Source organism: Allosphingosinicella sp., assembly GCF_036403745.1.
Taxonomy (GTDB): Bacteria; Pseudomonadota; Alphaproteobacteria; order Sphingomonadales; family Sphingomonadaceae; genus Allosphingosinicella.
This window is the reverse complement of sequence record NZ_DASWQI010000055.1, coordinates 78047-96262: the sequence shown is the minus strand read 5'-3', so window position 1 is coordinate 96262 and position 18216 is coordinate 78047. Positions and strand designations below refer to the sequence as shown.

Sequence of the window (18216 nt, the reverse complement as noted above, 5' to 3'; positions counted from 1 at the left end):
CCCGTTCCACCCGACGCTACGCTCCTACTCAACGCGAGGAGGGGAGTGTAAGTGTCTGACTTCCATGCCGTCAATGCGGCAGGTTATCGAACGGACCCGAGGCCGGCGCCGCGCACCCTCAGGCTCGGTATTCCAAGCTGCCCGCCGATCACCCCTTCGACCACCAGCGCCGCAGGCTCCTGGCGGAACGGCAGCGGTCCTCCCCCGAGCAGTTCGACGCGCTCGACAGGCCCGGCGGCGTCCGACCCAAGGCTTTCGATGCGCAGGCGCCCGTCACCGGGCGTGTCGAGGGCGATTGCGTAGAGCGCCCCGCCGCCGGTCGTGAAGCGGATGTCGCGGGACGTGAAGGGCTTTGCCTGCCCCTCGTTCATCATCCCCGCGACGGGCCTGGTCGGCCCTTCGCCGTAGCGCCGCCAGGGCCGCGAGCCGTAGATCGCCACGCCGTTCACCCTCAGCCACGCGCCGATGTCGCCGACGATGCGCCGCTCGTCGGCGTCGATCGAGCCGTCGCCGCGCACGGGCACGCTGAGCAGCAGGTTGCCGTTCTTCGCCACCGTGTCGGACAACCGCTGGACCACCGCCTTGGCCGGCACGTAGCTGTGCTGCTCGAAGCGGGCGCGATTATAGTGCCAGTCGCCGAGGCAGGTGTCGGTCTGCCACGGCTCCGGCCGCAGCCGGTCGCTGAAGCCCCGCTCGACATCCTCGACGATGCCCCGCCGCTGCGGGTCGGAGAGCTGCTTGCCCGTCACCACCGCCTCGAGCCGGCCGCCGCGCCGCGCCATGTTGCGGTTGTAGAAGTGCGCGGTGGCCTCAACGCCGTAGCGCTCCAGCGGCAGCCCAGTGTCGTCGAAATAGAGCAGGTCCGGATCGTAGCGGTCGGTGAGTTCCTTGCAGCGCGCGAGCCAGCGGGCGGCGAACTCCGGATGCGCCGGCGGCGGCGTTTCGAGCCACTGGCCGTCGTGGCTGTCGTGCCACGCGTTCATTGCCGCGATGCTGTCGACGCCGTCGGGCAGGACGAAGCTCGGCCCGACGTAAAGCGCCTGCGGGTCCAGCCCGGCCCACCATGTGCCGCCCCCGTCGGCAGTCCGCAGGCGAAAGGCGTCGTAGCGCTCGCCCTTGCGCGGCCCCACAGGATCGTAGCCATAAGCCGGCTGGTACCAGTGCCAGGCATGGGCCGAATGGTTGCTGACGCCGAAGCGCAGCCCGGCCTTCCGCGCCGCCCGCGCCCAGCCGCCGATTAGATCCTTCCGCGGCCCCACCCGCAGGCTGTTCCAGCCATGGTGCGACGAGGCGTAGCAGTCGAAATTGTCGTGATGGTTGGCGAGCGCCACGAAATAGCGGGCGCCGTTCTCCTTGTAGAAGCGGACGAGCGCGTCGGGATCCCACGCCTCCGCCTTCCAGCGGCCGATGATGTCGAGGAAGCCGGTGTCGGCGGGGTGGCCGTAATGCTCGCGGTGGTGCGCGTAGGCCGGGTTGCCCTGGAGATACATCATGCGCGCGTACCAGTCGCCCGCCTCCGGCACGCATTGCGGGCCCCAATGCGCCCAGATGCCGAACTTGGCGTCGCGGAACCAGTCCGGCGCGCGGTAGCCGCCGGCGAGCGATTCCCATGTCGGCGCGAATGGTGGGGCGATGTTACGGCTGCGAATCGGAGCGGCGGCCGCGACGGCCGCGGAGGCGGCGCTCCCAGCCAGGAAATCCCGCCGCTTCATGGTCGGGAAATCAGCCGAGGATCAGCTCGCGCCCACTTTCGCCGAGGGAGATTTTTGCCTTCATCGCAAAGGCTTCGGCGAGCGCCCGGCGCCGCGCCTGGGCTTCCGGAGTTATCGCCCGCGCGGCCGCCCGCAATTCCTCGCTGGCCCGGCGCGCGAAATATCGTTCGTTGCTTTCCATCGCGATGTCCCGCTCCCCGAGACGAGGACTAACATGGATTTGCGCAGAGTCGAATCCGGTCCGTCGCAAGCCGTGCACGGCCAGCCGACACGCCCCGCCGCTTCGTGCTGGACAGGATGCCGAGAGACGCGGAAGAGCGCGCCGGTGACGCTGCCGCGCGCCCCCTGGTCCCTCCCCGCAATCCTCTTCGGGCTGTGGCTTGCCATGCTGCTGCTCGGCGGTCCCCACACCGCCGCCGACGCGTCGCTCGCGGCGCTGTTCCATTATCCGGCGCTGGTCCCGGCGGCGCGCGTCGTAACCTGGCTCGGCGACTGGCCAATCCTTCTGCCGCTGACCGCCGCCGCGACCCTCATTCTCATCTTCGCCACGTCGCCGCGGCGGGCCGTCCTGTTCCTCGCCATCACCCTGGCGGGCCGCCTGCTGGTCGAGGTCCAGAAGATCGAGCTCGCCAGGCAGCGGCCCGACATTGCCGGTCGCCTCGCCCACGTCACCAGCCTCTCCTTTCCGAGCGCCCACGCCGCTTACTCGATGATCACCTGGCTCGCCTTCGCTTTGCTCCTCGCCCCGCCGGCGCGGCGGACGGCAGCCGTCGCCGCCGCCGTCCTCCTCGCCGTTACGGTGGGCCTCACCCGCCTCGTCCTCCACGTCCACTGGCCGAGCGACGTGATCGGCGGCTGGGCCTTCGGGGCGGGGTGGACCTTGCTCCTGGTGCGGCTGGCCGCGGGAACGGCCTCGCTGCGTCTGCATTGATCTCCTGACAAGGAGACCATGATGACCGACCGCAACGACCGGGGCGCAGATCGCGCCGAGACCGCCCGCCGGACAGACGACAGCGACCTCATCGACAGCATGGAGGACGCCCCCGCCTTCGCCATCGCCCGGGGCGGCAACCTCCAGCGCGACATCGGCACCCGCGACGAGCTCCACGAGGAGGTGGGCGACGGCGACGGCGTCACCCGCGTCCGCGACAGCGACAAGCCCGAGCAGGCGAACTTGCCGAGGTTCAACGAGAAGTAACCCGCGTCGCCCCAGCGAAGGCTGGGGCCCCAGGGGGTGAAAGGCGCCGGCGTTCTTCACCCGCTGGGATCCCAGCCTCCGCGGGGATGACGATCAAGTGTGGCGGAACACCAAGGTGAGGTTGTTCGCCGGCATCTCCCACAGCCGGTCGAACCGGAGCCCGTGCCCCTTCGCCTCAGCCTCAACCGCCTCCAGCTCGCGCAATCCCCATTCCCGATTGCGGGACCTGAGCGACGCGTCGAACGCCTCATTGCTCGGCGCCGTGGCCACGCCAGCGCGCCGATAAGGCCCGTAGAGGACCAGCGGCGCCCCGGACGGCAACAAGCGCCCCGCCCCGCTGATCAGCCCCCCGGTCGCGCTCCACGGGCTGATATGGACCATGTTGATGCACAGGATCGCGTCCGCCGCCGCCACAGGCCAGTCCTCCGCCGCCGCATCCAGCTGAACGGGCGCCAGCAGGTTCGCCGCCCCGGCCGCCTCGCGCCACGCGCCGATTGAAGCGAGGGCCACCGGATCAGGATCGCTCGGCTGCCACGTCAGACCCGGAAAGGCGCGCGCGAAATGGAGGGCGTGCTCCCCGGTGCCGCTGGCGATCTCCAGCACCAAGCCCCGCTCCGGCAAGACCGCGCGCAGAATCTCGGCGATTGGCTCGGCATTGCGCGCCACATGCGGCGCGGACCGGCGCGGATCTCCGCCGCCCCGGCCAAGGACGAACGGCACCGGCGCCGCCCCGCTTGTCAACGCGCCTGCGCCTCCCCGAGCAGCCGGCGCGCGCGCAGGTACATCTCGATCCGCTGCACGCCGAACACGCCGAGCATGAAGGCGAGCGCAATATCGGTGAGCGTCTGGGGAGGCATTCCGAACAAGCCCGTGGCGCCGTTCCGCGCCACGCCGTTCATGCCAAGCTTCAAGGCGATGATGATGACGATGAACAGGACGCCCATCAGCGACTGCTTCATCCGCACCTCGCCCCGTTCGGGATCGACCGAAATGTGGATGAACCGTCCGCGCTGCCAGCCCACCGCGCCGCCGATCGCGAGCGCGGCCAGGGCGATCGCCCAATCCACGGACCGGGCCGGCGGCGTGAAAACGAAGAAAGCCGTCGTCAGCACCCCATAAACTATCGGCACGATCCACAGCTGGCCGAGCTTCAAGGGCCTCTCGCGCCCGACGCTGCGCATCCGGAGGCCAAGAACGACCACCAGCACCACCGCCATGATGACGTAGCCGATCACCGGTGTCGGTGTGCCCGCGCTGCCTTGCATGCCTTGCTCCCCTTATTCGGCCGCTTCGGCCTGCTTCGGCTCCTGATAGACGAGGATCGGCCGGCGCGCAGCCTGGGTTTCGTCGAGCCGGCGACGCGGCGCGTAAATGGGGGCCGCCTTGAGGCTCTGGTCCCCCGCCTTCGCCCGCTCCGCCACCGAGCGCAGCGCGCCGATGAACTGGTCGAGCGTCGCCTTCGATTCGGTCTCGGTCGGCTCAACCAGCATCGCGCCGTGGACGACGAGCGGGAAATACATCGTCATCGGGTGGAAGCCCTCGTCGATGAGGCCCTTGGCGAGGTCGAGCGTCGTCAGCCCCCCGCCAAAGCCTTTGTCGCTGAACAAGGCCTCGTGCATGCACGGCCCGCTCGCCCCGAACGGCGCGTCGAGCACGCCGTCGAGCGAGCGCAGGATGTAGTTGGCGTTGAGCACGGCATCGCCCGACACCTGCCGCAGACCGTCGGCGCCGTGGCTGAGGATGTAGGCCAAAGCCCGCGAGAACATGCCCATCTGTCCGTGGAAGGCGGTCATCCGGCCGAAGCTCTGGCCGTGATGGTCGCCCGCGCTCTCCTCCTCGATCAGCGCATAATGATCGCCCTGGCGCTCGACGAACGGCAAAGGCGCGAACGGCGTCAGCGCTTCCGAGAAGACCACCGGGCCGGAGCCCGGCCCGCCGCCGCCATGCGGCGTCGAGAAGGTCTTGTGGAGGTTGATGTGCATCGCATCGATGCCGAGATCGCCCGGACGCACCCGCCCGACGATCGCATTGAAATTCGCGCCGTCGCAATAAACCAGCCCGCCCGCCGCGTGCACCGCTTCGGAGATGGCGATCATGTCCGGCTCGAACAGCCCGCACGTATTGGGGTTGGTGATCATCACCGCCGCCACGTCCGGCCCGAGCCGGCCCTTCAGCGCGTCGAGATCGACCCGTCCGCGTTCGTTCGCGGGGATGCTCTCCACCCGGTAACCGGCGAAGGCGGCGGTGGCGGGGTTGGTGCCGTGCGCACTCTCCGGCACCAGCACCACCTCGCGCGCATCGCCCCGCGCCTCGAGCGCGGCCCGGATGGCGAGCAGACCGCACAATTCGCCATGCGCGCCGGCCTTGGGGCTCATCGCCACCGAATGCATGCCGGTCAATCTCACCAGCCATTTGCCCAATTCGTGGATCACCTGCAGCGCGCCCTGAACGGTGTCGGTCGGCTGGAGCGGGTGGATGTCGGCAAAGCCCGGCAGCCGCGCCATCCGCTCGCACAGCCGCGGATTGTGCTTCATCGTGCACGAGCCGAGGGGGAAGAGACCGAGGTCGATCGCGTAATTCTGCCGGCTGAGCCGGGTGTAGTGGCGAACGGTCTGCGGCTCGGAGAGGCCGGGCAGGCCGATGGGGCGATTGCGCTGGAGACCGGCAAGGCGGCTAGCCCTCTCCCCTTCAGGGGAGAGGGTTGGGAGAGGGGCAGTCGAGGAGGCCCCATCGTCTCCGGAGACTCCCCCTCTCCCCCGAAAGGGAGAGGGGGTATCGAAATCCACGCCGCAGCCGTCCTGCTCCTCCATCTCGAAGATCAAAGGCTCCTCGAGCATCAGCGCGCGGTTGCCGGTCCAGCTATGGCCGTCGCTGCTGGCCTCCTCGGGCCGCGTCGGCCGTCCCTCGCGGTTCATGCTCATGCCAATGCCTCCTCGAGCGCGCCGGCAAGCGCCTCGACATCCTGTTCGGTGCTGGTTTCGGTGACGGCGACGACGAGGCCGTTCGCGAGCGCCTCGGCGCCCGGATAGAGCCGGCCGAGCGACACGCCGCCCAGCACCCCCTTCTCCGCCATCGCACGCACCACCGGCCGCGCCTCCTTCGGCAGGCGCAGGGTGAATTCGTTGAAGAAGCTGTCGTTGACCAGTTCGACTCCCGGCACCCGCGCCAGCCGGTCCGCCGCAGCCGAGGCGCGCTGGTGGTTGATCTCCGCCAGCGTCCGCAGCCCCTTCTCACCCAGCAGCGTCATGTGAATCGAGAAGGCCAGCGCGCAGAGGCCGGAATTGGTGCAGATGTTCGACGTCGCCTTTTCCCGGCGGATATGCTGCTCGCGCGTCGACAGCGTCAGGACGAAGCCCCGCTTCCCTTCCGCATCCACGGTCTCGCCCGCGAGGCGCCCTGGCATCTGCCGCACATATTTATCGCGGGTCGCGAACAGGCCCACGTAGGGCCCGCCGAAGTTCAGGCCGACGCCGATCGACTGGCCTTCGCCGACCACGATGTCGGCGCCCATCTCGCCCGGCGCGCGGATCAGCCCCAGCGCCACCGGCTCCGTCACCACCGCGACCAAAAGGGCGCCGGCGGCATGGCACCGTTCCGCGAGTTCGGAGAGGTCGCCGATGCGGCCGAGGATGTCGGGATATTGGACGACGACGCAGCTCGTCTCGCCGTCGACCGCCTCGATCAGGGCCTGCGTGTCCGGATCCGCTCCCAGCTCGGGCAGCGACGTCTCGAGAACATCGCCCGTGAACCGCGCCATCGTCTTGGCGAGCGACACGTAGTGCGGGTGGAGGCCTGAGGAGAGGATCGCCTTGCCCCGGCGCGTCACCCGCCGCGCCATGCCGATCGCCTCCCAGCAAGCGGTCGACCCATCATACATCGACGCATTCGCCACGTCGCAGCCGTAGAGCCGCGCCACCTGGGTCTGGAACTCGAACAAAGCCTGCAGCGTGCCTTGCGCGATCTCCGGCTGGTAGGGCGTGTAGCTGGTCAGGAACTCGCCGCGCTGGATGAGGTGGTCGACCGAGGCGGGGATGTGATGCTTGTACGCCCCGCCCCCGAGGAAGAAGGGCGCCTCGCCCGCGGCAAGGTTCTTGCGCGCCATGGCGCCCAAAGCCCGCTCGACCGCCATCTCGCTGGCGTGGTCCGGCAGGCCGTGGATCGCGCCGGTGAGCCGCGCGGCTTCGGGCACGTCGACGAACAGATCGTCCACCGAGGCGGCGCCGATCGTCCGCAGCATGTCCTGCCGGTCCGCTTCGGCGAGGGGGAGGTATCGCATCAGTCAGGCTTCCTCATCTGGAAACGGAGCCGCACATAATCGGCGCTCCAGCCGCCGTCGGGCTGCTGGAGAAGGGGCTGGAGGCGTTGCTCGACGGCACGGGCGACGGCCTCGCGCTCGCCCTCCGGCACGCCGGCAATGTCGAGCATCCCGGCGCGGAAGGTCAGCACCCAGCCCGCCACGCCCGAGGGCAAAGGCGTCGGCCGGGGAATGAGGTGGGCAACGATGCCGGTGAAACCGGCGCAGGCGTAAAGCCGGGTGAATTCCTCGACGCTGGGATACCATTGCGGATCCTCGGCCGGCACCGGATAGCCGCGCGCCTCCAGCTCCGCCCGCAATGCCGAGCGCAGGGCCTCCAGATTGCCGATGCCGCCCATCTCGCCGACGAAGCGGCCACCCGCCTTCAGCACCGCGAAGACGCCCGACGCCACCGCGTCCGGGTCCAGCATCCAGTGCAAAGCCGCGTTGGAAAAAGCCGCGTCGAACTGGCCGAAGCGACCCGCCTGCGCCTCGAGATCGAGCGCCTGGGCATCCGCGACGAACGCGTCGACGCCCCGCCCCCGCGCCGCCTCGACCATGTCGGCCGAGGCGTCGAGCCCGATCACCCGCGCCCCCGACCCCATGATCTGGAGCGTCAGCTGCCCGTCCCCGCAGCCGAGATCGACGATCATCTCGCCCGATTGCGGATCGAGCAACGCCAGCGCCGCCGCGCCGAGCTTCGGCACGAAGCCGGCGTTGGACGCATAGTCCGTCGGGGACCAGCGCGAGGAGGGGTTGAGCGTCACTGGCTGTCGCAGAAGCTCTTATAGGCGTCGGCGTCCATCAGCCCTTCGAGCTCGGACGGATCGGACAGGCGGAGGCGGAAGAACCAGCCCTGCCCTTCCGGATCGCTGTTCACCAGCGCGCTGTCGTCGACCAGCGCCTGGTTGGCCTCGACGACTTCACCGGAGACCGGCGCGTAGACGTCGGAAGCGGCCTTCACCGACTCGACCACCGCGGCCTCGCCGCCGCGGCTGACCTGCCGGCCCGCTTCAGGGAGCTCGACGAACACCACGTCGCCAAGCTGGCCCTGCGCGAAATCGGTGATGCCGACGGTCGCCTGGTCGCCCTCGACGCTGATCCACTCATGCTCCTTGGTATAATAGACGGTCATCAGGCGGCTCCCTTGCGGTGATAACGATGGGCGACGAAGGGCATGGGCACGACCTTCGCCTGGAAGAGCTTGCCGCGCTGGGCGAGCGTGATGCTGCTCCCCGGCTCGGCGGAGGCGGTGGGGACATAGGCCATGGCGATCGGCGCCTCGAGGATCGGCGAGAAGCCGCCGCTCGTCACCTTGCCGACCTCGTTGCCCTCGCCGTCGACGACCATCGCGCCCTCGCGGACCGGCTGGCGGCCTTCGACGGAGAGCCCGACGCGGCGGCGCAGCGGCCCTTCCTCCAGCTCGCGGGCGATGCGGTGCCAGCCGGCGAACCCGCCCTCGCCCCGCCGCCGCTTCGAGATGGCGAAGGTGAGATCGGCCTCCACCGGCGTCGTCGTCGTGTCGAGGTCATGGCCGTAGAGCGGCAGCCCCGCCTCCAGCCGCAGCGAATCGCGGGCGCCGAGGCCGATCGGCTTCACCTCCGGCTGCGACGCGAGCAGTTCGGCGACGTCGGCGACCCTGGCGCCAGGGACCGAAATCTCGAACCCGTCCTCCCCCGTATAGCCCGAGCGGCTGATCCAGGCGGCGGTGCCGGCGAGCTGGAAGGCGCCGCCGGTCATGAAGCCCAATGCCTCCACCCCCGGCACGAGCCGCGACAGCGCCTCGACAGCCTTAGGGCCCTGAAGCGCGAGCAGCGCCTGCTCCTTCATATGGTCGAGGACGACGCCGCGCGGCAGCCGCTCCTGGAGGTAGGCGATGTCGCCTTCCTTGGTGGCACCGTTGACGACGACGTAGAAATGGTCGCCGCGCCGCGTCGCCATGAGGTCGTCGATGATGCCGGCGTCGTCGGCCAGCAGCAGCGAGTAGCGCAGCCGCCCGTCCTTGAGGATGGCGAGATCGGCGGGAAGGACGCTTTCGAGCCCCTTCTCCGCCTCGGCGCCGGCGACGATCAGCTGGCCCATGTGGCTGACGTCGAACAGCCCCGCCGATTCGCGCGTCCACTTATGCTCGGCGATGATCCCCTCATATTGGATCGGCATCGCATAGCCGGCGAAGGGCACCATGCGGGCGCCGCGGCCCTTGTGCCAGGCGTCTAGCGGCAGGGGGCGGCTTTCACTATCGTCCACGCATCGTCTCCAGCGCAAAGAGGCCGCCGGTCAACGTCCACCGCAGTGGAAGGTGTCCGGCCGATCTCCCCCTCTGTCACGAGACCTGAGAGCTTTCCCCGCCTTGGCCGTGGCGCCAGCGGGTTACACCTTCGGTGGCCCCGCCTCAGCCCAGGCCGAAGCGGAACGCTTTCCAGAGTGTCTTTGCCCGTGCGGTCCTGCCTGCCTGAGAGATTCCGGGGCGGTTGCTCCTTCGGCGGCGCCGGCAAGCCGGCACTCTCTCCCGCACGGACACCGTTCGTTGCGGAACGGCGACGGGGCCGCTTTAGGCCGCCCCGCGCCCCTGTCAACGAGTCGCGTTGTAGCGGATCTGGTCCGGGGTCAGCTGGAAGCCGACGAGCAGCTCGAAGCTCGCCGCCCGCACCGCGTCGCGGACCTTGGGGTCCGACATCGGATCGACCGCCGCCGACGCGTCCCCCGGCTTGCGCTCGCGGGTGATCTGCTGGCGCACGTCTTCGGGCAAGGTCGCGGCGGCATGGCTGATCGAACCCGCGCCGGTACCGCGGCTCGATGCGCGCAGCTGGCCCGCATCGAAGTGCAGCCCGACCCGCCCGACAGACTTGGAGAGGACGTTGGTGCCGCCCTGCACCACCACCGTGAAATAAGGCAGCACGACGTCGCGTGCGCCGGTGGCGTTCCGGCGCTGGGCCTGCACGTCGAACGTCACGTTGGTGACAATGTTCGCCCCCGTCTCGTCGCAGGTCGAGCGGACGTTGGTGATGTTGGCAACGACGTCGATCGCGTTCTGGTCGCGGCTGTTTTCCGGGTTGAAGAGGGTGACGTCGCCGGTCTCGGCGGGGATGGCGACGGCGGGGCAGGCGGAGCGGTTGACGACGACGCCGTTGTTCCGGATCTGGCCTTCCGTGCTGCAGCCGGCGAGGATCAGCGCTATCGTCGCGGCACCGGCCGCCTTGAGCTTGAACACGTGCTTTGGGTCCTCATCTTTGTTCGAGAGCGGGCGGGGGCACCCGGCCGGATCGGCGCGGATCATAGGAAGGGGGGGTGAGAGAGGCAACAAGGAAGGGCGCCGGCCCCGCCTGCACCGATATTCCACCGCCGCTGCCATGGACCTCGCCCGCCCGGCATCGTAAAGGCTGCGCCATCCCCGCCATGACCGCCACGAAGCCCCCCCTCGCCCTCCACATCGCCGCCCCGCGCGGCTTCTGCGCCGGCGTCGACCGCGCCATCCGCATCGTCGAGCTGGCGCTGGAGCGGCACGGCGCGCCGGTCTACGTCCGCCACGAAATCGTCCACAACAAGTTCGTCGTCGACAGTCTGAAGGAAAAGGGCGCGGTGTTCGTCGCCGATCTCGACCAGGTGCCGGACGGCGTCCCCGTGGTCTTCTCCGCCCACGGGGTTCCCAAGACGGTGCCCGCCGCCGCGACGGCGCGCGGCCTCGATTTCCTCGACGCGACCTGCCCACTCGTCTCCAAGGTCCACCGCCAGGCCGAACGCCTCGTCGAGCAGGGCCGCCACATCCTCTTCATCGGCCATGCCGGCCACCCGGAGGTGATCGGCACCTTCGGCCAGGTCCCCGAAGGCCGCATGACCCTCATCGAGACCGCCGCCGACGCCGAGGCCGTCGCCCCCGGCGACCCCGCCAATCTCGCCTTCCTGACCCAGACCACGCTGTCGGTCGACGACACGGCGGAAATCGTCGCCATCCTCGAGCGCCGCTTCCCCTCGATCAAGGCGCCACGCGCCGACGACATCTGCTACGCCACCTCCAACCGCCAGGCGGCGGTCAAGGAGATCGCCCGCCGCTGCGACGCCGTGCTGGTGATCGGCGCCCCCAACAGCTCGAATTCGGTCCGCCTCGTCGAGGTCGCCGAGCGCGAGGGCGCCCGCGCCCGTCTCGTCGGCCGCGCCGCTGAACTCGACCTCGCCTGGCTCGACGGCATCTCGACCCTCGGCCTCACCGCCGGCGCCTCCGCGCCCGAATTGCTGGTCCGCGAGCTGGTCGACCGTCTCCGCGAGCATTTCGACGTCACCGAGATCGAGAGCGAGGGCGTCGTCGAGCGGATGGTGTTCAAGCTCCCGCGCGGGCTCGAAGCCGCTGGCTGACGCACCCCCGCCTCCCGCTTTAACGGCGGTCGAGATCTTCACCGACGGCGCCTGCAAGGGCAATCCCGGCCCCGGCGGCTGGGGCGCGATCGTCCGCGCCGGCGCCCGCGAGAAGGAGCTGTCGGGCGGCGAGCCCCTCACCACCAACAACCGCATGGAGATGCTCGCCGCCATCCGCGCCCTCCAGGCGCTGAAGCGCCCCTGCGCCATCATTCTCTACACCGATAGCATCTACCTGCGCGACGGCATCACCAAGTGGATCCACGGCTGGCGCAAAAACGGCTGGAAAACCGCCGACAGGAAGCCCGTCAAGAATGCCGAGCTCTGGCAGGAACTCCTCGACGCCGCCACGCCCCACACGATCGATTGGCAATGGGTCAAGGGCCACGCCGGCCACCCCGAAAACGAACGCGCCGACCAACTCGCCTGCGCCGCGGCGGCGCTGTTCCAGAGGCGGTGAGGCGCGTCCTCGCCGTCGCCTGTGCCGCGGCATCGCTGAGCGCCTGCGCCTTTCCCACCCGGAATCCGGCGACGCTTCACGCGATAAGGAGCGAAGCCGCCGCGTTGATGGCCACTCACCCAGTCAAGCCTCCCAACGATTGGGCGAACGTCCCTGAGAAGCAATGGCCTGCGGCGATCGCGAGCCTCAAGCCGGAGCATGTGACCGTCTATCGCTGGGGCGTCGACATAGTCGTGAAGCCCTCTTTCGACGGCGGCTGGGGCTATCAAATCGCCCGCAACAGGAAAGATCTGCCAAACCCGCAAGGTTGCTATTCAAAGGTCTATGGCGGCGTTTTCTGGTACGGCCCGTGCTGACCTGCGCCGAAGGGAAACGCAAACACGTCCTTTTCGCTGGAACGGGACGGCTCCGCATTCAGTAATCGCAGATCGGGAGGAGGCGGACGATGGGTCTTTTCGGAAATTCTGAGGAACGGGCGCTTCGGCGCGAGGAACTCCGCCTGCTGCAAGAGAGGCATAACGCTCTTTTTAACGAAGCGAATGTCGTTGACGGTTTGATCGCCTCGAAGAGAGAGGCTGCCGCAAAAATGATGGACATTGAGGCGGCGGCGAATGCCCCAAAGTGGGAGTATCGGGTGGATGATGATCTGGAGCCCGCAGCGTTGTCAGCCCTCGGTTCAAAGGGATGGGAGCTCGTCGGTTTGACCAGCTATGCCACGGGAGGAGGCGTAGGCGGGGACTCCTTCATGATGGTGCACGTGCGCTTCGCTCTTAAGCGCGCGCTCTTAGAAAACTACTCTGAAGAGGTCCAAGGCGTTCTAGGAGAGATCACTGACTTGGACACCCGCATAAACGAGATACGCCGAGAAGCTGAAACCGTGCGACGGGAGATAAACGGCTACTAAGCCGGACGCCGTCCTTCCGTGAGCACTTGCCTGTCGGGCACATACGGCTGCGGGTTAATGCCTACTCCAGGCCCCTCGGCTTGCCGCCCCAGCACCAACCCCGCCGCCAGGTCCGCGCCCGCCGGCGCGGTCTGAATGCCGAAGCCGCCCTGCCCGGCGCACCAGAAGAAACCCGCCACCCGCGGGTCGAAGCCGTAGACGGGCAGCCGGTCCGGCGCGAAGCTTCTGAGGCCGGCCCAGGCGCGCTCGACGCGGAGCACCTTCCAGTCGACCACCTTTTCCAGCCGGTCGATCGCGATGGCCACGTCCAGTTCCTCCGCCGCGCAGTCCCCCGCCTCGCACGGCGTCTCGTCCTGCGGGCTCAGCCAGATGCGGCCCCCGGCCTCGGGCTTGAAGTAGAAGGTTTCGCGCGCGTCCATGACCAGAGGCAGGTCGGCGGGCGCGGGCGGGGCGACCCGCAGCTGCGCGACGGTGCGGCGGTAGGGCTGGATGCCGAGCGGCCGCACGCCGGCGAGGCGCGCCACAGGGTCGGCCCAGGCGCCGGCGGCGTTCACCAGCACCTTTGCCTCCACCGGCCCCGCCGCCGTGTCGAGGCGCCACACGCCGTCCGCCCGCTGCGCCCCCCGCAGCGCCGCGTCGGTGAGCAGCGCCGCCCCCGCCCGTTTAGCCGCGGTGAGGTAGAAGGCGTGGAGGCCGGCGACGTCGATGTCGGTGCAGGTCGGCTCGTACACGCCGGCGTTCCAACGCGGACGGAGGCCGGGGACCATCGCCTCCAGGTCTCTGCGACCGAGAGGCTCGAGCCGCACCTTGCCGCCATGCTCCGCCCGCAACGCCTCGAGCGCCCCCTCCCCGCCCGCATCGGCGATGTGGAGCCCCCCGCGGGGCTTCAGGAAGCCATGGTCTCGCAGGAAGGCTTCGGACGCGGTGGTGAGCGGCTGGACCAGCGGCCCGCCATAGCTTTCCGACCAGAAGGCGGCGGAGCGGCCCGTTGAATGGTACCCGGGATGCGCCTCCGCCTCGAGCAGCACAACCGAAGCCGCCTCGCCGATCGCGGCGGCGAGGCTCGCCCCCGCCATGCCGGCGCCGACGATCGCGATGTCGTAGCGGCGGCTCACGGAGCGGCGTGGGCGTCGAAAAAGGCGTCGATGGCGGCGAACGCCTCAAGCCGCACCGGGTCCGCCTCCCGCAATATTTCGTGCGCGGCGTCCGGAAAGGCGATCAGCTCCGCCCGCGGCAGCTGCCGTGCCGCCTCGCGGATCGCGTCGGGGCTGACGAGGCGGTCCCGCTCCGCCATCACCAGCAGCACCGGAAGGTCGACGGCAGCAAGCTTCACCGGCGTCAGCCGCGCGATCGATTCGTAGGCGGCTTTGAGCCAGCCCCAGCTCGGCGCGCCGAGGCTGTAGCCGGGCTCCTTCTTCCACCAATAGAGCTCGTCCTCATAGCGTTCCGGGCAGCCGGTGAGGATCTTCTGGCGGAGCGAGCCGGCAGGCGGCGGCGCCTCGTCCTGGTGCCAGGCGGGATGCCGCCCGAGCCCCACTACCGTCATGGTGGTCGCCGTCGCCGCGGCCGCGAAGGCAGGCACCGGCGCGCTGTTGATCCCCAGCATCGGCGCCACCAGCACCGCGGCGTCGAGCGGCGGGTGGCGATCGGCTAGGACGCGCAACAGGATGTGCCCGCCCATCGAATGGCCGATGGCGACGTGCGGCCCCGGCGTGTCCGCCCGCCACGCCGCGATCAGCGCGTCGAGATCGCCGACGACGGGGTCGAAGCTGCCATAATGGCCGCCTTCGATGGTCCCGCGCGAGCCGCCCTGCCCGCGCCAGTCGAACGCCGTGACGTTCCAGCCGCGGCCGAACCAGTGCGCGTCGGCTTCGAGATATTTCTCGATGAAGTCCCCGCGCCCGCCCGCGAACAGCAGGCTGCCGCGCGCCGCCGCGTCTTCGGGCTGGCGCCAGTCGAGCCGCCGGATCGCCCAGCCGTCCGGTGCCGCCCAGCTGGACAGCGTTGCGCCGGCGGGAATCGCGCGGCGATCGAAGGGGGTTTTAGCCATGGCGGGCGGTTACGGTTTCGAAAGACCCTCCGTCTAGAGGCTGTTCACCATGATCGGGCGAATGGCCTTTTTCTTGCTCGTCCTGCTCGCCTGCGGCCTGGTCGCCGCGGCGGCGATGGACTGGCGCAGCCGCATCATCCCCAACTGGCTGAACGCCGCCATTGCGCTCGGCGCCATCCCCTTCTGGATCGCGACCCGGATGCCGCTCTGGCCCGACGTCGCCATCCATATTGCGGTCGCTGCGGCGATCTTCGCCATCTTCGCCCTCGCCTTTCACCTGGGCATGATGGGCGGCGGCGACGTCAAGATGCTCGCCGCGCTGGCTTTGTGGCTGCCGCCGATGGCGGTCGTGCAGCTGGTCGTGATCATGTCGCTGGCAGGCGGCGCGCTGACCCTCGCGATGGTCGTGCGCCACCGCATGGCGAAGGCCGAAGGGCAGCTCGAGATACCGTACGGAATTGCAATCGCTTTTGCCGGCCTGTGGCTGCTTGGCGAACCGTTTCTTAACCAATTTGTCCGATGAACAAGGCCGCTGTTTGAGAGCGGCTAGGAGGCGACTGGCGTCATGGATGTGAAAAAGCTCGTGCTGTTGATCGGGGCCCTGGTGGTCGCTGCGGTCACCGCCGTCACCGCCCGCAAGATGTTCAGCGGCTCCGCGGCACCCGCCGCCGTCGCCGCCGCACCCGTGCCGGTCGGCCCGGAAGTGTTGGTCGCGACGCGAACCCTCCCCGTCGGCACGATCATCGATGCGGAGGCGCTCCACTACCAGCGTTGGCCGGAAGCCCTCGTCCAGCCGGCCTATTTCATCAAGGGCAGGCCTGGCCCGACCGCCCAGTCGCTGATCGGCACCGTCGTGCGCAACGAGATCAGCGCCGGCCAGCCGCTCCCGCAGGGTTCGGTGGTCAAGCCCGGCGAGCGCGGCTTCCTCGCCGCCGCTTTGTCGCCCGGCATGCGCGCCGTCACGGTCCCGGTCTCCGTGACCAGCGGCGTCGCCGGCTTCATCTTCCCGGGCGACCGCGTCGACATCGTCCTCACCCAGCAGGTTGCGGGCGGCGGCGAAGGCCTCCCCTTGAAGGTGTCCGAGACGATCATGCGCAACATGCGCGTCCTCGCCACCAACCAGCGCATGGCCCCGAGCCAGGACAAGGAAGGCAAGCCGGTCGTCGAGCCCTTCTCGCTGGTGACGTTCGAAGCTTCGCCCAAAATGGCCGAGAAGATCGCCGTCGCCCAGACGATCGGCCAGCTGTCCTTGTCGCTGCGCTCGCTCGCCGACACCAGCGCCGACCTCCAGAAGGCGCTCGCCTCTGGCGAAGCCGTTGCCCAGAAGGGCCCCGGCGGCCGCGTCCTGCTGCCGGTGGCGAACGAGCCGATCGACACGCGCTCCACCTACACGGTCGGCGCCGAGGTCTCGCGCTTCCAGCGCAGCACCGTGCCTTCCAAGGGCGGCAGCAAGGACGACAAGTCGAACCCCGCGGACCAGTGGGCCAAGGCGATGGGATCGTTCGCCGGCGCACTGAGCGGCGGCAAGCCTCAGGGCGGCCCCGCTGCGCCCGCGGTTCCCACCGGTCCGGTCGTCCGGGTCGCCCGCGGCAATTCCATCACCATCGTTCCGGTCGGAGCCAAGTAAGATGACCTATTCGAACTTCGCCCGCCGCGCGCTCGTCGGCACCGCCATCGCCGCCTTGCTCGGCGCCAGCGTCTCCGGTGCGGCCCAGGTTCCCCAGGGCTACGGTCCGGTCTCGGCACCGAACCGCACCGCCCCGTCGGTCAAGCCGTCCAGCGACCTCACCCTCTCGGTCGGCACCGGCCGCATGGTCCGCCTCGAAGGGCAGATGACCGACCTGTTCGTCGCCAACGATGCGATCGCCGACGTCCAGGTCCGCTCGTCGAACCAGATCTACGTCTTCGGCAAGTCGCCGGGCGAGACGACGGTGTTCGCCACCGACAAGGCCGGCCGCACCATCTTCTCCGCCAACGTCCGCGTCGGCACCAACATGGGCTCCTTGGACGAGCTGCTGCGGGTGGCGATGCCGGAAGCGCAGGTCCGCGCCACGCCGATCAACGGCATGGTGCTGCTGACCGGCACCGTCGCGACGCCCTCGGACGTCGAGGAAGCGACTCGGCTGGTCCAGGGCTTCGTCGGCGCCGGCACCCAGGTGATCAGCCGCCTCAAGACTGCGACGCCGCTGCAGGTGACGCTCAAGGTGACGATCGCCGAGGTCAGCCGCACGCTCGTCAAGGACATCGGCGTCAACCTGCTCAACCGCGACAATAGCGGCGGCTTCCTGTTCGGCGTGTCGCAGGGCAATCCCGGCACCATCCAGACGGTGACGGCGCCCGGCACGACCGGCCTGCCCGCCGGCGCGACCCAGTACAGCTTCGCGCCCGGTACGACCGGCACCACCCTGGGCTTTGCAAAGCACCTGCTGGGCATGGATCTGCTTTCGACGCTGCATCTGAACGAGCAGGTCGGCGCCGTGCACACGCTCGCCGAGCCGACCCTCACCGCGCTTTCGGGCGAGACGGCGAGCTTCCTTGCCGGCGGCGAGTTCCCGATCCCGACGTCGAGCGGCCTCAACGGCGTCTCGGTCGAGTTCAAGCAATATGGCGTCAGCCTCGCCTTCACCCCGACCGTACTCGAGGGCGGCCGCATCTCGATGCGCGTCCGTCCGGAAGTGTCGGAGCTGTCATCGGCGGGCTCGATCCAGCTGAACGGCTTCGCCGTCCCGTCGCTCACCACCCGCCGGGCGGAGACCACGGTCGAGCTCGGCTCCGGCCAGAGCTTCATGATCGGCGGCCTGCTCAAAAATTCGAGCGGCAACACCACCAACAAGGCGCCCCTGCTCGGCAGCCTGCCGATCATCGGCGCGCTGTTCAAGTCGAACGCCTTCAACCGCAATGAGACCGAGCTGGTGATCGTCGTCACGCCCTATCTGGTGCGGCCGGTCAACGCCAACCAGATCGCCCTGCCCACCGACAATATCCGCAATGCGGGCACGCTGGAGCGGGTGCTGCTCGACAAGAACGAATATAATCCGGCGGGTGTGCGGCGGCCGATGCCGACCATGGCGGTGCCGAATGCGGCGCCGGCCATCTCCAGCGCCGCACCGGTGCCGGTGCCGGCGGCGCCCGTCCGCCAGCAGCAAGCGCAGGCCCGGCCCACCGCGGTTCGCCCCGCGGAGCCGCAGCAGCCGTCCAACTCGGCCGCCCCCGGCTTCAGCTTCTGAGCGTCAGGAAGAGGACTTCAC

General features: G+C 69.3%; 21 protein-coding genes and 1 riboswitch. Of the genes, 9 read left to right on the top strand and 12 right to left on the bottom strand.

Annotation, left to right across the window (positions count from 1 at the left end; genetic code table 11):
* Nucleotides 1-83: 83 nt before the first annotated feature.
* Nucleotides 84-1712, bottom strand: a complete 1629-nt coding sequence (locus tag VGC56_RS10775; RefSeq protein WP_464124903.1) for an alpha-L-fucosidase — start codon at nt 1710-1712, stop codon at nt 84-86.
* A 10-nt stretch (nt 1713-1722) separates the two neighbouring features.
* The gene (locus tag VGC56_RS10770; protein ID WP_464124902.1) at nt 1723-1893 is read right to left on the bottom strand and encodes a hypothetical protein; all 171 of its coding nucleotides are present in this window, start codon (nt 1891-1893) and stop codon (nt 1723-1725) included.
* Nucleotides 1894-2037: 144 nt separating this feature from the next.
* Between VGC56_RS10770 and VGC56_RS10765 the strand changes: the two genes are divergently transcribed.
* Nucleotides 2038-2643, top strand: a complete 606-nt coding sequence (locus tag VGC56_RS10765) for a phosphatase PAP2 family protein (protein ID WP_464124901.1) — start codon at nt 2038-2040, stop codon at nt 2641-2643.
* 21 nt (nt 2644-2664) lie between these two features.
* Nucleotides 2665-2910 carry a hypothetical protein gene (locus VGC56_RS10760; RefSeq protein WP_464124900.1) on the top strand — a complete coding sequence of 82 codons (246 nt, stop codon included), beginning with the start codon at nt 2665-2667 and terminating at the stop codon, nt 2908-2910.
* Nucleotides 2911-3003: 93 nt separating this feature from the next.
* On the opposite strand, the gene VGC56_RS10755 is transcribed toward VGC56_RS10760, so the two are convergent.
* The 8 genes from VGC56_RS10755 to VGC56_RS10720 form a co-directional block, all read right to left on the bottom strand.
* Nucleotides 3004-3651, bottom strand: a complete 648-nt coding sequence (locus tag VGC56_RS10755; protein ID WP_464124899.1) for a DUF938 domain-containing protein — start codon at nt 3649-3651, stop codon at nt 3004-3006.
* Nucleotides 3648-4175 carry a CcdC protein domain-containing protein gene (locus VGC56_RS10750; protein WP_464124898.1) on the bottom strand — a complete coding sequence of 176 codons (528 nt, stop codon included), beginning with the start codon at nt 4173-4175 and terminating at the stop codon, nt 3648-3650. Before VGC56_RS10750 ends, VGC56_RS10755 begins: the two co-directional genes overlap by 4 nt.
* A gap of 12 nt (nt 4176-4187) precedes the next feature.
* Nucleotides 4188-5831, bottom strand: coding sequence for an aminomethyl-transferring glycine dehydrogenase subunit GcvPB (gcvPB, locus tag VGC56_RS10745; RefSeq protein WP_464124897.1), 1644 nt, complete (start codon nt 5829-5831; stop codon nt 4188-4190).
* On the bottom strand, nt 5828-7186 hold the full coding sequence (gene gcvPA / locus VGC56_RS10740; RefSeq protein WP_464124896.1) for an aminomethyl-transferring glycine dehydrogenase subunit GcvPA: 1359 nt from the start codon (nt 7184-7186) through the stop codon (nt 5828-5830). The genes gcvPB and gcvPA overlap by 4 nt, the downstream gene beginning before the upstream one ends.
* On the bottom strand, nt 7186-7971 hold the full coding sequence (locus VGC56_RS10735; protein ID WP_464124895.1) for a class I SAM-dependent methyltransferase: 786 nt from the start codon (nt 7969-7971) through the stop codon (nt 7186-7188). Before VGC56_RS10735 ends, gcvPA begins: the two co-directional genes overlap by 1 nt.
* A complete protein-coding gene (gcvH, locus tag VGC56_RS10730) occupies nt 7968-8339 on the bottom strand; it encodes a glycine cleavage system protein GcvH (RefSeq protein WP_464124894.1) in 372 nt (123 codons plus the stop codon). The genes VGC56_RS10735 and gcvH overlap by 4 nt, the downstream gene beginning before the upstream one ends.
* Nucleotides 8339-9451, bottom strand: a complete 1113-nt coding sequence (gene gcvT, locus VGC56_RS10725) for a glycine cleavage system aminomethyltransferase GcvT (protein ID WP_464124893.1) — start codon at nt 9449-9451, stop codon at nt 8339-8341. Before gcvT ends, gcvH begins: the two co-directional genes overlap by 1 nt.
* A gap of 182 nt (nt 9452-9633) precedes the next feature.
* A riboswitch (glycine riboswitch) is annotated at nt 9634-9726 on the bottom strand.
* Between the two features lie 50 nt (nt 9727-9776).
* Nucleotides 9777-10415: a hypothetical protein gene (locus tag VGC56_RS10720; protein ID WP_464124892.1), complete on the bottom strand. Its 639-nt coding sequence runs from the start codon at nt 10413-10415 to the stop codon at nt 9777-9779.
* 185 nt (nt 10416-10600) lie between these two features.
* Here VGC56_RS10720 and ispH point away from each other — a divergent pair, with 185 nt between their 5' ends.
* From ispH to VGC56_RS10700, 4 genes are all read left to right on the top strand, one after another.
* Nucleotides 10601-11554, top strand: coding sequence for a 4-hydroxy-3-methylbut-2-enyl diphosphate reductase (gene ispH, locus VGC56_RS10715; RefSeq protein ID WP_464124891.1), 954 nt, complete (start codon nt 10601-10603; stop codon nt 11552-11554).
* Nucleotides 11547-12014 (top strand): ribonuclease HI, encoded by a 468-nt coding sequence (rnhA, locus tag VGC56_RS10710; RefSeq protein WP_464124932.1) that lies wholly within the window; start codon nt 11547-11549, stop codon nt 12012-12014. The genes ispH and rnhA overlap by 8 nt, the downstream gene beginning before the upstream one ends.
* A complete protein-coding gene (locus VGC56_RS10705) occupies nt 12011-12370 on the top strand; it encodes a hypothetical protein (RefSeq protein WP_464124890.1) in 360 nt (119 codons plus the stop codon). The genes rnhA and VGC56_RS10705 overlap by 4 nt, the downstream gene beginning before the upstream one ends.
* 89 nt (nt 12371-12459) lie before the next feature.
* Complete coding sequence (locus VGC56_RS10700) at nt 12460-12918, top strand: hypothetical protein (RefSeq protein WP_464124889.1); 459 nt, start codon at nt 12460-12462, stop codon at nt 12916-12918.
* On the opposite strand, the gene VGC56_RS10695 is transcribed toward VGC56_RS10700, so the two are convergent.
* On the bottom strand, nt 12915-13994 hold the full coding sequence (locus VGC56_RS10695; protein WP_464124931.1) for an NAD(P)/FAD-dependent oxidoreductase: 1080 nt from the start codon (nt 13992-13994) through the stop codon (nt 12915-12917). The genes VGC56_RS10700 and VGC56_RS10695 overlap by 4 nt on opposite strands.
* Before the next feature lie 35 nt (nt 13995-14029).
* Nucleotides 14030-14968, bottom strand: coding sequence for an alpha/beta hydrolase (locus VGC56_RS10690; protein ID WP_464124888.1), 939 nt, complete (start codon nt 14966-14968; stop codon nt 14030-14032).
* Nucleotides 14969-15029: 61 nt separating this feature from the next.
* Here VGC56_RS10690 and VGC56_RS10685 point away from each other — a divergent pair, with 61 nt between their 5' ends.
* Genes VGC56_RS10685 through VGC56_RS10675 form a run of 3 tightly spaced genes read left to right on the top strand, consistent with a single transcriptional unit; the run spans nt 15030 to nt 18195 of the window.
* Entirely contained in the window at nt 15030-15491 is a 462-nt protein-coding gene (locus VGC56_RS10685; RefSeq protein WP_464124887.1) for an A24 family peptidase, read from the top strand.
* A 42-nt stretch (nt 15492-15533) separates the two neighbouring features.
* The gene (gene cpaB, locus VGC56_RS10680) at nt 15534-16595 is read left to right on the top strand and encodes a Flp pilus assembly protein CpaB (protein WP_464124886.1); all 1062 of its coding nucleotides are present in this window, start codon (nt 15534-15536) and stop codon (nt 16593-16595) included.
* Nucleotide 16596: 1 nt separating this feature from the next.
* Nucleotides 16597-18195, top strand: a complete 1599-nt coding sequence (locus VGC56_RS10675; protein ID WP_464124885.1) for a type II and III secretion system protein family protein — start codon at nt 16597-16599, stop codon at nt 18193-18195.
* Nucleotides 18196-18216: the final 21 nt, after the last annotated feature.

What these genes read in the sequence shown, in the direction of transcription:
- VGC56_RS10775 (WP_464124903.1), bottom strand. Translation starts at nt 1,712, where the DNA reads ATGAAGCGGCGGGATTTCCTGGCTGGGAGCGCCGCCTCCGCGGCCGTC.
- VGC56_RS10770 (WP_464124902.1), bottom strand. Translation starts at nt 1,893, where the DNA reads ATGGAAAGCAACGAACGATATTTCGCGCGCCGGGCCAGCGAGGAATTG.
- VGC56_RS10760 (WP_464124900.1), top strand. Translation starts at nt 2,665, where the DNA reads ATGACCGACCGCAACGACCGGGGCGCAGATCGCGCCGAGACCGCCCGC.
- VGC56_RS10750 (WP_464124898.1), bottom strand. Translation starts at nt 4,175, where the DNA reads ATGCAAGGCAGCGCGGGCACACCGACACCGGTGATCGGCTACGTCATC.
- gcvPB (WP_464124897.1), bottom strand. Translation starts at nt 5,831, where the DNA reads ATGAGCATGAACCGCGAGGGACGGCCGACGCGGCCCGAGGAGGCCAGC.
- gcvPA (WP_464124896.1), bottom strand. Translation starts at nt 7,186, where the DNA reads ATGCGATACCTCCCCCTCGCCGAAGCGGACCGGCAGGACATGCTGCGG.
- gcvH (WP_464124894.1), bottom strand. Translation starts at nt 8,339, where the DNA reads ATGACCGTCTATTATACCAAGGAGCATGAGTGGATCAGCGTCGAGGGC.
- ispH (WP_464124891.1), top strand. Translation starts at nt 10,601, where the DNA reads ATGACCGCCACGAAGCCCCCCCTCGCCCTCCACATCGCCGCCCCGCGC.
- VGC56_RS10700 (WP_464124889.1), top strand. Translation starts at nt 12,460, where the DNA reads ATGGGTCTTTTCGGAAATTCTGAGGAACGGGCGCTTCGGCGCGAGGAA.
- VGC56_RS10695 (WP_464124931.1), bottom strand. Translation starts at nt 13,994, where the DNA reads ATGGCGGGGGCGAGCCTCGCCGCCGCGATCGGCGAGGCGGCTTCGGTT.
- VGC56_RS10690 (WP_464124888.1), bottom strand. Translation starts at nt 14,968, where the DNA reads ATGGCTAAAACCCCCTTCGATCGCCGCGCGATTCCCGCCGGCGCAACG.
- VGC56_RS10685 (WP_464124887.1), top strand. Translation starts at nt 15,030, where the DNA reads ATGGCCTTTTTCTTGCTCGTCCTGCTCGCCTGCGGCCTGGTCGCCGCG.
- cpaB (WP_464124886.1), top strand. Translation starts at nt 15,534, where the DNA reads ATGGATGTGAAAAAGCTCGTGCTGTTGATCGGGGCCCTGGTGGTCGCT.
- VGC56_RS10675 (WP_464124885.1), top strand. Translation starts at nt 16,597, where the DNA reads ATGACCTATTCGAACTTCGCCCGCCGCGCGCTCGTCGGCACCGCCATC.